Origin of the sequence: Fictibacillus fluitans, assembly GCF_030418125.1 — a bacterium.
Taxonomy (GTDB): domain Bacteria; phylum Bacillota; class Bacilli; order Bacillales; family Fictibacillaceae; genus Fictibacillus_C; species Fictibacillus_C fluitans.
The window spans coordinates 14,378-28,114 of the sequence record NZ_JAUHTR010000028.1; the positions used below are offsets into that span (position 1 = coordinate 14,378).

The following is a 13,737-nucleotide window of genomic DNA, read 5'->3' on the forward strand; positions in this document are numbered from 1 at the left end:
TGGATAATGGGATTTCTTTTATTATCCTGAAAACTACATATAATTAATTTATAACCAATGTTGGGAGGGGCCGGAGCCTGTGAATATCCGAATTGTAAAGCAGATGGTGACGGTTCTTTTTCTGTCTGCCATTGTATTTTGCTTCTCTCCTTCAAGTGCGAGTGCGGCCTGGTTTGAGCCGCTCAAAGTGCATTTTCTCGATGTAGGCCAGGCTGACAGTATATTAATCCAAACGCCAAATGGGAAGAATGTTCTGGTTGATGCGGGAGATGAAAATGATGGTCCGGAAATTATCCGCTATCTTCAAAGCCAGGGTGTGGCTGACATTGAAGTGCTGGTAGCAACACATCCACACCATGACCATATCGGGTCAATGGACGATGTGATCCGAAATTTCAATGTAAAAAAAATCTATATGCCAAACCTGCCTTATGACACCGCCTACTACCATGATTTATTTAAAATAATCAATGAAAAGAAAATACCCGTAGAGCGGGCAAAAGCGGGAGTCAGCTTTCGATTTGGATTTTCTGTAAAGATGGAAATGCTTGCTCCAAGGTCTTCCTATTATAAGTACATTAATGACTATTCAGCAGTAATGAAAGTGACCCACGGCAAAAATTCATTTTTATTAATGGCCGACGCAGGTATGGAATCCGAGAAAGAGATGCTTTCGTCCAAGAAAAATGTCCGTGCAGATGTGATTAAAATCGGCCACCATGGAGCAAATACAGGAACGACCATGGCGTTTTTGAAGGCGGTCCATGCCAAAACGGCCATTATCTCTGTTGGCAAAAACAACCCTTATCACTATCCCTCAAAAGAAGTATTGTACCGGCTGGCCCGCAGAAACATGACGATCTACCGCACAGATCAGCTGGGCGTAATTACCGCCATCAGCAACGGGAAAAAAATCACCTACCGGACGAACGGTTTCAAATAAGGCAGCCTGATTTGAGGCTGCCTTGTTTTTTTTATAAAAAAAACGGGTATAAATGTTGGCTGGGATTTAAAGCTTCCTTCTTGCACTTTTCTCTGTTCGATAAGAAAATAAGAAGAAGAGAGGGGAGATGAGAGCAATATGATTAAAGCTGTTGTTTTTGACTTTGACGGGCTGATTCTCGATTCGGAGACATCCGTTTATAATGCCATCCAGGAGATTTTTTCAGAGCATTCAAGCCACATGCCCCTTGAAGTCTGGCAGCAATGCATAGGAACAAAGGATTTCTTGGATCCCTTCGAATATCTTGAGGAACAGATCAGTAAAAAAGTGGACAGGAAAGGTCTGCAGTCGAGGCATCATGAACGCGTGGTGGCCATGCTGGAAGGAACACGCGCTCTTCCCGGCGTGGAGGATTACCTGGAAGCGGCCAAGGAGCTCGGCTTAAAAATTGGGTTGGCTACAAGCTCATCGAGGGCCTGGGTGACCGGTTACCTGGAAAAACTGAATTTGCTCCCCTTTTTCGACTGCATCAAGACGGCGGATGACGTAGAACACGTAAAACCTGACCCTGCTTTATACCGTGATGCTGTAAGCTGTCTCGGTGTTAAGCCTGAAGAGGCCATAGCATTTGAAGATTCCGCTAATGGGGCCAGGGCTGCCAAAAAGGCTGGCTTATATTGTGTGGTCATTCCAAATGAAGTAACAAAGGGGCTTGTGTTTGGGGATATTGACCATCAAATGGCAACGATGGCCGAACTGCAGTTTAAAGAATTGCTGAAAAAATTCGGATGATACCCATACTAGGCATCAATCATCTCACACTGACCGTCAACAGCCTGATGAGATCCCTTTCTTTTTATGTGGATGTTTTAGGTGCGGTTTTGGTTCACCGGGGCAGAACCGATGCTTATATCGAGTGGGGCCCAGTCTGGATTTGTTTGCTTGAACGGGGAGAAGCTAACAGGGCAGAAGCTGGCAGAGCCGGTATGGACCACGTGGCATTCACGATCTCTGATTCCGATTTTGACCACGCGGTTGAAGCCTTAAAAGCCCACTCAGTCCGCATGATCAGAGGACCTGTTGCACGCGGGGACGGCAGGTGTGTGAATTTTTTGGATCCGGACGGGATCCAGCTGGAATTGAATACAGGTTCTTTATCCGGAAGAATGAAGGACTGGAGATAATACAAGCTTTCTTCTAGTAATTATTGATCTAAACGCTTTCTGTAAAGTTGATTGGAGTGCAAGGAGCGAGACTCCTCGAAAATAAAGATCACATTTTTTTCGTGCGATGAATCGCTGCCGAAGCGTTCCTTGTCCTGCGGGGGATGCGTGACAGGTGAGACCAATGAGGCGCTTGCGCCGATGGGCTCAGCGCACGCCACACGGAAAGCGAGCATCCTGGAACGGAAATCAACTTACCTTTAAGGAACAACAAAGGTTATCAGAGAAGCTAAAATAGCAGGTTGAAGGAGTGAAACCATTGAGCGAAGTAGATGTTTCCAAATTCGAGAAAAAAATTGAACTGAGAAATATCCAATACAACGATATAGATGAAATACTTGAATTGCAGCGCACCTGTTTTCCGGGGCATATGGAACCGTGGAAGCGGGAACAGCTGGAAAGCCACCTGGATATTTTTCCGGAAGGCCAATTTGTCGTTACCTTTGAGGGGAAAATCATCGGAAGCTGTTCCAGCCTGATCATTAACTTTGATGAGTACGATGACCAGCATACATGGGATGAAATTACGGATGAGGGCTATATCACGAACCATAATCCGAACGGCTATAATCTCTATGGAATAGAGGTTATGGTTCATCCGGATTACCGACGGATGAAAATTGGAAAACGCCTGTACGAAGCAAGAAAAGAGCTTGCCGAAGAATGGAACCTGAAAAGTATCATTCTTGGAGGACGCATTCCCAACTATTATAAATACTCCAAGGAAATGACTCCGCGTGATTACGTGAAGGAAGTCATTCACCACAACATTTACGATCCGGTACTTACCTTTCAGCTTATGAACGGCTTTACCGTAATGAGAATTAACCGCCATTATTTGCCGGATGATAAGCAATCGAAGGAATATGCAACATTAATGGAATGGAACAATGTGGATTATCTTCCGCATAATACGCGCAGGCACTTCAAAACAAGCGAACCGATTCGTATAACAGCAATTCAGTATATGATGAAAACCATCGAATCATTTGATGACTTTGCTACACAGGTAGAGTACTATACCGATGTTGCGGCGGACCAGGGCTCCGACTTTGCCGTTTTTCCTGAATTGCTTACGACCCAGCTTCTATCATTTGTGGAAGAAAAAAGCCCGAGTCAGTCCATCCGCCGTTTAACCGAATTTACAGAGGATTACATTGAACTATTTACCGGGTTATCTGTAAGGTACAATGTAAATATAATCGGCGGCTCCCATTTTGTGGAGGAAGATGGAAATATTTATAATGTAGCCTACCTGTTCCGCAGAGACGGGACAATCGAAAAACAATATAAGATTCATATTACCCCGAATGAAAGAAAATGGTGGGGTATTACACCAGGAGACAAAGTCCAGGTGTTTGATACGGACTGCGGAAAGATTGCCATCCTTATTTGTTATGACATTGAATTTCCCGAGCTTTCCCGAATTGTTACAGATATGGGAGCAAACATTATTTTTACCCCATTCTGTACAGAAGACAGGCAAGGCTATGTGCGGGTAAGGTATTGTTCACAGGCAAGAGCGGTTGAAAATGAAATTTATACCGTGATTGCGGGGACTGTTGGAAACCTCTCACAGGTGGAAAATATGGATATTCAGTATGCGCAGTCCGGGATTTTTACTCCTTCAGATTTCGCATTTCCGCGTGACGGAGTCGTTGGAGAGTGTCACCCGAACATTGAAACAGTGGTGGTCGGGGATGTGGATCTTGAAATTCTGCGCAGACAGCGCAAGACAGGGAATGTGACCCAGTTGAGAAACCGCAGACTGGATCTCTATGAAGTTATTCAAAAAAGCAAAAGCAAAATGTAAGTAAAACGGCAGGAGCATTTCCTGCCGTTTTTGTATGAAATGAAATATTTCTCGGGAAATATGTCGCTGCTTCCAGAAATAGAAAGATATTTATGCGAAGCCTGTCGAAAGCGGTTTTCCTCTCTAAGGCACTGCGCTATAATAAAGAGAAGCTAATGATTAAATGGACAAATATTCAGCATATAAAGGAGGAGAGTCCGGAAATGACCTGGAAGACATCTTATGAAAAATGGCGAAACGAAACAACTCTTGATGAGGAGCTTCGGTTCCAGCTCGAAGAATTAGAAAAAACAGAAACGGGCCTGGAGGATTCCTTTTATAAGAACCTGGAATTCGGCACAGGTGGAATGAGGGGCGAAATCGGACCGGGAACGAACCGAATGAATACATATACGATCCGAAAAGCATCCTCCGGTTTGGCAAGCTTTATTGAAGAGCAAGGTGAAAAAGCAAAGGTGCGCGGGGTAGTCATTGCGTATGACTCAAGACATAAATCTCCGGAGTTTGCAATGGAGGCTGCCAGCACACTGGCCTCAAGAGGTATTCAGACCTATGTGTTCGAAAGCCTGCGGCCGACACCTGTACTTTCATTTGCTGTCCGCTATTTAAAGGCGTTCAGCGGAATTGTAATTACAGCAAGCCATAATCCTCCGGAATATAATGGATTTAAAGTATACGGACCGGACGGCGGCCAGCTTCCTCCTCGTGAAGCAGATCTTTTAACCGAAAAGGTGGAAGAGGTTGCAAATGAGCTTGCCATTTCTGTAAAGGATAAAGCCCAATTGCAGGAAGACGGATTAATTCAAATCATAGGCGAAGAAATTGATTCTGCGTACCTTGAACAGCTGAAAGGCATCACGGTAAATCCAGACCTGGTTCAGGAGATGGAAGACTTAAGCATCGTCTTTACTCCTCTTCATGGAACGGCAAACCTTCCTGTACGAAATGGACTTGAAGCAATAGGCTTTAAAAATGTAACAGTGGTCAAAGAACAGGAACTTCCGGATCCCAATTTTTCCACGGTCAAATCGCCGAACCCGGAAGAGCATGCAGCTTTTGAACTTGCCATTCGGTATGGTAAAGAAAAAGATGCGGATGTACTGATTGCGACAGATCCTGATGCAGACCGGGTGGGCGTAGCTGTCAAGAACCTGGATGGTGAGTATGTGGTGCTTACCGGGAACCAGACAGGGGCATTGCTGCTGCATTACCTGTTATCACAGAAGGAAGCACAAGGCGAGCTTTGTCCAAAAGGTGTTGTCCTGAAAACGATCGTAACTTCTGAGCTTGGAAGAGAAATTGCGAGCTCCTTTGGACTTAAAACGGTAGATACGCTTACTGGATTTAAATTTATCGGAGAAAAGATTAAAGAATATGAAAAAACCGGGGAGCATACCTTCCTGTTTGGATATGAAGAGAGCTATGGCTACCTTATCGGTGACTTTGTAAGAGACAAAGACGCTGTACAAGCCTGCCTGCTGGCAGCTGAAGTAGCGGCTTATTACAAAAAGCAAGGCAAAACCATGTATGAAGGCCTCATGGATGTGTTCTCCACTTATGGCTATCACCTGGAGGGTCTTGAATCTCTTACGCTAAAGGGAAAAGCGGGTGCTGAGCAAATAGGAAACATCCTAAACAGCTTCAGGTCAAGTCCGCCAGCGGAAGTCGCAGGAAAGGCTGTACAGCATGTGGAAGATTACAGTATCGGCAAAAAGCGCATTCTCGCTACAGGAGAGGAGACCCGGATCGAACTGCCGGCTTCCAATGTCTTGAAATATGTTCTGGAGGACGGCTCATGGTTTTGTCTCCGCCCATCCGGAACAGAACCTAAAATTAAATTTTACTTTGCCGTTAAATCCAATACGTACAGAGACAGTGAAAATCTGCTGAAAAGCCTGAAGAATGATGTTATGGGCCTTGTCAGCCAGCTTGTCGCTGCTGCTAAGTAATCCGTAGAAAAGCAGGCCGGTCTTCCGGGTCTGCTTTTTTTGCGATTTAAGTAATGTGAGCCAGGGGGTGTTTATGATAAATGAAAAGCACGAACAAACCGTGGATTCGAAGTACATCCAGCAGCATCTCGCCAACGAACGGACCTATCTGGCCTGGATTCGGACAGCCCTAGCTATGGCAGGCATCGGATTTGTTTTTTTGAACGTTCACTTCTCCCTGCAGCTCAGGGTGCTGCAGCTGGAGGAAAAGGTGGTTGCCGCAATAGGCTTTATATTCTTTCTTCTCGGTGTGGCTGCCATCATTTTTTCCACCATTGATTACATGAATAAGCGTAAACAAATTAATAATCAGACCTTTAAATCTCCTGTATCAATAGTTTTCATTATTTCTTTATCGCTGATCCTTGTGATGCTGATGTTAATTATCAGCTATTTTTTCGTATAACATTCCGAACTGAAACGTTTGACTGTATACTTGAAATTCTGTAAAATTGTTTATTATCTATGTATTGGGGTGATTGATTTGGGAAGTACCGTATCAGTGAACTAGCAACATTAGCAGGCGTGTCAAAAAGAACCATTGATTATTATACGAAACTGGGCCTGTTAAAGGCTGAACGTTCCCAATCAAATTATCGGTTTTACAGTGAAGAAGCTTTAGAGCAGCTTAAGTGGATTAATTATTATAAAAATCAGCATCTTCCTTTGGAGAAGATTAAAGAAAAAATGGCATCACTCAATGAACATTCAGGGGAGTATGCCGAAACACTGCAAAAAGTTGATATGCAGCTCAATACGCTTGAAAAAGATGTTCAGGAGCTGAGACCTCTGCTTCAGCAGCTGAATAAGGAACAACTTAAACTGGCAGTTAAACAGATGCCTGCCGAGCGTGTTGCATTACTTCACAGCCTATTATTGATTATTGGAGAAACGCCGTTTGTTTAAGGGAACGATTGGTTATCCAGTAGAAACTTTAGGAGGTGACATCTTTATTCCTCTATTAAACGGGTGAATAAAGAGTCTATTTGGACATATTTAAGCTATTCTTAGTAGCGTTACTGATTGTATTAACCGCCTTTTTTGTGGCAGCCGAATTTGCGATTGTGAAAATCCGCCGGACGAGAATTGATCAGCTCGTTGAGGAAGGCAACAAAAAGGCCATTGCTGTCCGAAAGGTTCTGATGAACCTGGATGGATATCTTTCGGCCTGCCAGCTCGGGATTACCATTACGGCCCTGGGGCTTGGGTGGCTTGGTGAGTCAACACTTGAACACCTGCTTCAACCTTTGTTCAGCCAGCTTGATTTGACTCCTGCACTCACAAAAACAATTACTATCGCACTCTCTTTTGCCATCATTACCTTTCTCCACGTTGTTCTCGGTGAACTTTCACCTAAAACGTTTGCGATTCAAAAAGCTGAAGAGATCAGCTTGATGCTCTCTGGTCCCCTGATCATGTTTTACAGGGTGCTGTACCCGGTCATCTGGCTGTTGAACGGAAGTGCCCGGCTGTTCACCAGGATGTTTGGTTTACATGCGGTATCTGAACACGAGATGGCCCACTCTGAAGAAGAATTGCGCTTGATATTATCAGAAAGCTATAAAAGCGGAGAAATTAATCAGTCAGAATACAGCTACATGAATAAAGTATTTGAATTTGATGACCGTGTCGCAAAGGAAATTATGGTGCCGCGTACGGAAATTGTATGTTTGTATCTGAACAAATCCATAGAGGAAAACCTTGCGATCATTACGAGTGAGAAATATACCCGTTACCCTGTTGTCGACGAAGATAAAGACCATGTGGTTGGAATGGTTAACGTGAAAGAAATTTTTTACGACCTCATGTCCGGCAAGGAAAAAACGCTGGAAAGCTATTTGCGGCCGATCCTGACAGTGCTTGAGACCATGCCAATTCAGGAAACATTGGTAAAGCTTCAAAAGCAGCAGGTTCACATGGCAGTGCTCATGGACGAATACGGAGGAACTGCGGGTCTTCTGACGGTTGAGGATATTCTGGAAGAAATCGTAGGGGAGATCCGTGATGAGTTTGATACAGATGAGACACCTATGATTTTAAAAATAACACCGAAGGTCACTGCGCTTGACGGAAAAGTGTTGATTTCTGAGGTGAATGATTTATATGGCCTGGAAATTGACGATTCAGATCTGGACACGATTGGCGGATGGGTCCTCTCCCAAAATTCCGATATCGTTGAAGGAGGGGTTATCGATTACGAAGGACTGACCTTTAAGGTCGTCGAAATCGATGGCCACCAAATTAAGCGCATTGAGGTTAATAAGGTGGAAAGCCCGAAAAAGGAAGAGGAACTCCTCAGGCAGCCAGCCTTAATTACCGACCCAGAATAATTATTAAAAATAGCAGCTTGCCCTCATGTTGATGGCAGGCTGCTATTGTTTTATCTCGGACTGAGAAAGATCGATACCGACCGGATCAATGTCAGGGAGCTGGTTGCAAATGCCACTGAAAGGATCGTAACCATGGAATAAAAAAACATTCCTTCGCCCATAAAGTATAATCCTGCCAAAATAACAGAGGCATCGATAAAGAAAATAATGATACCTACGTTAAGCGGGGATCTTCTTGCAATAAACAAAGCCAAAAGGTCAGTGCCTCCTGTGCTTGTTTCGTATCGCAGCATGATTCCGATTCCCGTACCGATCAATAAACCTCCTGCCACCGCGCTTTCCATCTCAGGAAAATGGAGAAACCCATTGAGCGGCACCAGCAAATCGATGACAAAGGAAGAGATCAGCATACCGTGCAGGCTGTTCAGGAAATACCTCCGGTCAAATTTCCATGCCAAAAAATAAATGGGGATGCTGAGCAGGATGATCGTCATCCCTACTTTAAATCCCCAGATGTATTTAACAAGCAGTCCAATCCCAATAATCCCGCCGTCCAGTAGATGAAAAGGCAGGATAAACATATTGATTCCGATTCCCATCAGAAAACTGCCGATGAAGACGGCTGTCATTTTTGCCAGCATAGTTTCACTCCTGTCCACCCTTTAGTTTTACTTTATGATGGCAGGCAGGCAGCGATTCCACTTCATTATAGCCAATGTCATTTATGCATTTTTCAAAAATTCATTGAGTTCACTTGAACTAACCGTTTCTAATTCGAATTGATTTTTTAAAGTGTCCAATTGCTTCATTCTTTCTTCAAATTCTTCTTCTTCATCTTCCATATAACGTTTTGAGAAATAAAGGGAGTCATTTTCTGCTCTCAGAAGAAGTTTGATCTCGAGCTCCAACGGCTGTTTTCCTGAATCTTCATCACTAAACAGAATACCGCCTGGTGAAGTTTCTTTCTGACTCAGATACATCGTACCATGTGCTGATTGATGAGCATTGGAAAATTCCAGGACTTCTTCGAACGATTCCGCATGTCGCATGTAAACTCCATCCCTTCGTTTGAGTAGTCCTATAAAGGTTTCCCTGTGCGTCTGAATTTAAACAATCGTTTAATTCCAAATATCAGCATAAGACCATGATGATTGTCCACACCAAAACCACTGGACTTGCATTAACTATTAGTAACATCGGTTGTGTATTTAATCGATGATGAAAGGAGAGTAATTCATGGGTTTTGGTTTTGATGGCGGAGGCTGGGGCGGCCGCCGGGGAGATACGTTTAGAAGAGAAGCGTGTGCGCTGATTAACGAACGTGTACAAGTAGATACCGTAAACCAGACATTCCGCGGTCGGTTGGTAGAAGTTGGCCGTGATGTCATTGTACTGCGTGTCCGAAAAAATAATTGTACGTTCCGGGTCGTTATCCGCATATGCGAGATTGTAGCGATTTTCCCGATTTAACAGATTTTTGCCAGCATTAAACATCCCGTTATGGGGTGTTTTTTTTATTTTATATAATAAAAAAGTTAAGTTAGCAATTATTTACTTTGACAAGTAATTTACCTTAAATATAAAATGGTAATATTGTGTGTTAACGATTACAAACAACAAGAGGTGAGAAACAACATGAGAAGAATTGGACTAGCTTGGCAGATTCTTATTGGTTTGATTTTGGGTATTGCAGTCGGTGCGATTTTTTACGGCAGCGATGATGTTGCGAAATTTTTACAGCCGATCGGTGATATCTTTATCAGACTTATCAAAATGATTGTTATTCCAATCGTGGTTTCCAGCTTGATTGTCGGTGTGGCCGGTGTTGGCGACATCAAAAAGCTGGGCAAACTCGGCGGGAAAACAATTCTTTATTTTGAGGTCATTACGACCGTCGCTATTGCAATTGGTTTGCTTGCTGCAAATATCTTTCAGCCAGGTGCTGGTGTAGACCGTTCTGGCTTGGAAAAAACGGATATCGGAAGTTATGTTGATACGGCGAAAACAGCCGGGGAACATGGATTTGCGGAAACCTTTGTGAATATTGTTCCGTCAAACCTTTTCCAATCCCTGATGAATGGTGACATGCTTGCCATTATCTTTTTCTCGGTCATTTTTGGGCTTGGTGTTGCAGCTATTGGAGAGAAGGGTGAACCTGTTCTTAAGTTCTTCCAGGGTACAGCAGAAGCGATGTTTTACGTGACCAACCAAATTATGAAGTTTGCTCCATTTGGTGTGTTTGCGCTTATTGGTGTAACTGTTTCTAAATTTGGTTTAACATCCCTTATTCCTTTAAGCAAACTCGTGATACTGGTGTACGCCACCATGATATTCTTTGTAATTGTGGTACTTGGTCTTGTAGCCAGGTTTGCCGGTATAAATATCTTTAATCTCTTCCGTATTCTAAAGGATGAACTTATTCTCGCCTATTCCACTTCAAGTTCAGAAACGGTTCTGCCTAAGCTTATGGAAAAAATGGAGAAATTCGGGTGTCCGAAGGCGATTGCTTCCTTCGTTATTCCGACAGGCTATTCATTTAACCTAGATGGCTCGACGCTGTATCAGGCACTGGCCGCCCTGTTTATTGCCCAGATGTATGGAATTGATATGCCGATTTCTTCCCAGATCACACTCCTTCTCGTACTGATGGTAACATCCAAGGGGATTGCAGGTGTTCCTGGCGTATCGTTTGTCGTTCTTCTTGCTACATTGGGTTCAGTCGGGATTCCGGTTGAAGGATTAGCGTTCATTGCGGGAATTGACCGTATTCTTGATATGGCACGTACTGCTGTGAACGTAGTCGGAAACTCACTGGCAGCCATCATCATGTCCAAGTGGGAAGGCCAATTTGATGAATCCAAAGCACAGACTTATATCAATGAAGTTAAACAAGCATCATAAAAAAGTAAAAGCTTCTGCATTATGCAGGAGCTTTTTTTATTTGTCAGACAGGCATATTGATTATGATCACGGTAAAAAACTGATATAATTAAGATATACCATAAGAGAAACTTATAACATGAGGGGGAGTGCTTTTGGAAGCTTTACAGCAGCAGGAAGCTCATAAAAGAATTACAAAGACAAATCTTTTCAAGAGAGTAATTTTTATCGCATTTGGGGCTGCCTTGGTAGCTACCGGCCTTGAAATTTTCCTTGTTCCCAATCAGATCATTGACGGCGGAATCGTCGGCATATCCATTATTTTATCCCATTTAACCGGATGGAAGCTTGGCCTTTTTCTTATCGTTCTTAATATTCCTTTCTTTTTCTTTGGATATAAACAGATAGGTAAAACCTTTGCCCTTTCCACGTTGTTTGGTGTCACCATCATGTCTATTGGTACATCCGTACTTCATCCTGTTCCTGTACTGACCGATGATCCATTACTGGCTGCTGTGTTTGGCGGCATTATCCTTGGGGTAGGAGTGGGAATGGTTATTCGGTATGGAGGATCTCTTGACGGTACTGAAGTTATGGCTATCCTCTTTAATGCGAAAACTCCTTTTTCTGTAGGTGAAGTGGTGATGTTCTTTAACATCTTCATTCTGGGTAGTGCCGGTTTTGTTTTCGGCTGGGACCGGGCCATGTACTCGTTAATCGCGTACTACATTGCTTTCAAGGTGATTGATATTACACTTGATGGATTTGATCAATCGAAATCCGTATGGATTATCAGCGATGAGCATACGAGGATTGGTGAAGCACTGCTTGCGCGTCTCGGACGCGGGGTTACCTATCTGAACGGAGAAGGTGCCTATTCAAGAGATGAGAAAAAAGTAATTTTCACAGTAATCACCAGGCTGGAAGAAGCCAAACTCAAAAATATTGTAGATGACATTGATCCTACTGCCTTTTTAGCAGTCGGCAATATTCATGATGTAAAAGGCGGCAGATTTAAAAAGAAAAATATCCACTGACTTGCCGGTTGGCAGCAGCCCTTGAAATATTGCTCAATATAGGGTAAGATTTATCCTTGTTTTGGGTATAGTTTAAGAAAGTATAGTTGATATAGACAGGGTTGTGAGGAGATTGCTCGGAGTTAAAAGAAAAAGGGATAAAAAAGCATTATTTTTAACATCGGTTCAACTTATTGTTCTTTTTTACCTGATATCTGTAGTTGTAGCAACTGGAGTTTTAAGTCTGCCGGCATTTCACAATCCGGGTGTTTCGTTAAGCTTTATCGATGCCTTGTTTACTGCCGTCAGTGCGGTCAGTGTAACAGGGCTTACAGTGGTAACGATTCATGAAACCTTTAATACGAGCGGTGTTATTGCTTTGGCTATTATCGTCCAGATCGGCGGGGTAGGCGTAATGACCATGGGGACGGCGTTATGGATACTGCTTGGGAAAAAAATTGGCATGCGTGAGCGCCAATTGATTATGACCGACCAAAACCAGTCAACACTGGCTGGTATCGTCAACCTGATGAGGCAGATACTCGGTCTTATCATCATGATAGAGTTTATTGGTATGGTTATTTTCACTTTTCTTTTCCTTAAATATTATCCGACCTGGCAGGAAGCTGCTTATCATGCGTTTTTTGCTTCGGTTACGGCTACCACCAACGCTGGTTTTGATCTCACCGGACAATCGCTCATTCCATTTAGACATGATTACCTGGTGCAGGTTTTGACTATGATTTTAATTACGACAGGCGCAATTGGTTTTCCTGTATTGATAGAAGTGAAAAACTTTATTGCGGAACGGAAATACAAGGAACGGTACACATTTACACTGTTTACCAAGATAACAACCATTACATTTTTTATTCTTGTTGTGCTTGGAACGGTAGGGATATACGCCTTTGAATCCCATCGTTTTCTGGCGGATAAAACATGGCATGAAACCTTTTTTTATTCGCTCTTTCAATCGGTAACGACACGGAGCGGCGGGCTCTCCACCATGGACATGAATAACTTCTCCGTGCCGACGAATCTGTTCTTGAGCGCCATGATGTTTATTGGTGCATCACCGAGCAGTGTGGGCGGCGGTGTCCGGACAACCACGATTGCTGTGGCCTTTCTTGCCATCTTGTTTTATGCAAAGGGGCGCAATACGATTAAAGTATTTAAGCGAGAAGTACTTACTGAGGATATACAAAAGGCGTTTATCGTTCTTATCGTAGCATTTATGCTGTGCAGCATCGCTTCTTTAATTATCGCGGCTACCGACCCAATGCCGATTGAGAAGATTGTATTTGAAGTATGTTCCGCATTTGGAACAACCGGTTTAAGCCTCGGGATCACTCCGCATTTAAGCACAGGCGGCAAGGTGGTGCTGATGGCGCTGATGTTTATCGGCAGGATTGGAATTCTTTCTTTCCTATTCATTATTCGCGGTCGTGTTGTCATTGAACATTTCCATTATCCAAAAGAAAAGATCATTATCGGACAATAGATTTATGATAAAAGAGGAAGACGCATACACAGCGTTCTTCCTC

14 protein-coding genes are annotated in these 13,737 nt (G+C 43.4%); 12 read left to right on the forward strand and 2 right to left on the reverse strand.

The window, feature by feature from the left end; genetic code table 11:
• Window positions 1–79 precede the first annotated feature (79 nt).
• The 8 genes from QYB97_RS24660 to QYB97_RS24695 all read left to right on the forward strand — a co-directional run bounded on the left by QYB97_RS24660 (window position 80) and on the right by QYB97_RS24695 (window position 8,297).
• Window positions 80–943, forward strand: a complete 864-nt coding sequence (locus QYB97_RS24660; protein ID WP_301168643.1) for a ComEC/Rec2 family competence protein — start codon at window positions 80–82, stop codon at window positions 941–943.
• A 138-nt stretch (window positions 944–1,081) separates the two neighbouring features.
• The gene (locus tag QYB97_RS24665; protein ID WP_301168644.1) at window positions 1,082–1,735 is read left to right on the forward strand and encodes an HAD family hydrolase; all 654 of its coding nucleotides are present in this window, start codon (window positions 1,082–1,084) and stop codon (window positions 1,733–1,735) included.
• Entirely contained in the window at window positions 1,732–2,127 is a 396-nt protein-coding gene (locus QYB97_RS24670) for a VOC family protein (protein ID WP_425589847.1), read from the forward strand. The genes QYB97_RS24665 and QYB97_RS24670 overlap by 4 nt, the downstream gene beginning before the upstream one ends.
• 298 nt (window positions 2,128–2,425) lie before the next feature.
• Window positions 2,426–3,979 (forward strand): bifunctional GNAT family N-acetyltransferase/carbon-nitrogen hydrolase family protein, encoded by a 1,554-nt coding sequence (locus QYB97_RS24675; protein WP_301168645.1) that lies wholly within the window; start codon window positions 2,426–2,428, stop codon window positions 3,977–3,979.
• A gap of 203 nt (window positions 3,980–4,182) precedes the next feature.
• Window positions 4,183–5,928 carry a phospho-sugar mutase gene (locus QYB97_RS24680; protein ID WP_301168646.1) on the forward strand — a complete coding sequence of 582 codons (1,746 nt, stop codon included), beginning with the start codon at window positions 4,183–4,185 and terminating at the stop codon, window positions 5,926–5,928.
• A 73-nt stretch (window positions 5,929–6,001) separates the two neighbouring features.
• A complete protein-coding gene (locus QYB97_RS24685) occupies window positions 6,002–6,373 on the forward strand; it encodes a YidH family protein (protein WP_301168647.1) in 372 nt (123 codons plus the stop codon).
• Between the two features lie 92 nt (window positions 6,374–6,465).
• The gene (locus QYB97_RS24690) at window positions 6,466–6,873 is read left to right on the forward strand and encodes a MerR family transcriptional regulator (protein ID WP_301168656.1); all 408 of its coding nucleotides are present in this window, start codon (window positions 6,466–6,468) and stop codon (window positions 6,871–6,873) included.
• An 80-nt stretch (window positions 6,874–6,953) separates the two neighbouring features.
• Window positions 6,954–8,297: a hemolysin family protein gene (locus QYB97_RS24695; RefSeq protein WP_301168648.1), complete on the forward strand. Its 1,344-nt coding sequence runs from the start codon at window positions 6,954–6,956 to the stop codon at window positions 8,295–8,297.
• Window positions 8,298–8,347: 50 nt separating this feature from the next.
• On the opposite strand, the gene QYB97_RS24700 is transcribed toward QYB97_RS24695, so the two are convergent.
• Together QYB97_RS24700 and QYB97_RS24705 are read right to left on the reverse strand one after the other, a co-directional pair.
• On the reverse strand, window positions 8,348–8,938 hold the full coding sequence (locus tag QYB97_RS24700) for a YitT family protein (protein ID WP_301168649.1): 591 nt from the start codon (window positions 8,936–8,938) through the stop codon (window positions 8,348–8,350).
• Window positions 8,939–9,019: 81 nt separating this feature from the next.
• Window positions 9,020–9,346, reverse strand: coding sequence for a hypothetical protein (locus QYB97_RS24705; protein WP_301168650.1), 327 nt, complete (start codon window positions 9,344–9,346; stop codon window positions 9,020–9,022).
• Window positions 9,347–9,533: 187 nt separating this feature from the next.
• Here QYB97_RS24705 and QYB97_RS24710 point away from each other — a divergent pair, with 187 nt between their 5' ends.
• The 4 genes from QYB97_RS24710 to QYB97_RS24725 all read left to right on the forward strand — a co-directional run bounded on the left by QYB97_RS24710 (window position 9,534) and on the right by QYB97_RS24725 (window position 13,694).
• Window positions 9,534–9,767, forward strand: a complete 234-nt coding sequence (locus QYB97_RS24710) for a DUF2642 domain-containing protein (RefSeq protein ID WP_301168651.1) — start codon at window positions 9,534–9,536, stop codon at window positions 9,765–9,767.
• A 165-nt stretch (window positions 9,768–9,932) separates the two neighbouring features.
• A complete protein-coding gene (locus QYB97_RS24715) occupies window positions 9,933–11,198 on the forward strand; it encodes a cation:dicarboxylate symporter family transporter (RefSeq protein ID WP_301168652.1) in 1,266 nt (421 codons plus the stop codon).
• A 134-nt stretch (window positions 11,199–11,332) separates the two neighbouring features.
• Complete coding sequence (locus QYB97_RS24720; protein ID WP_301168653.1) at window positions 11,333–12,214, forward strand: YitT family protein; 882 nt, start codon at window positions 11,333–11,335, stop codon at window positions 12,212–12,214.
• A gap of 112 nt (window positions 12,215–12,326) precedes the next feature.
• Entirely contained in the window at window positions 12,327–13,694 is a 1,368-nt protein-coding gene (locus QYB97_RS24725; RefSeq protein ID WP_301168654.1) for a TrkH family potassium uptake protein, read from the forward strand.
• The last annotated feature ends 43 nt before the right edge of the window (window positions 13,695–13,737 follow it).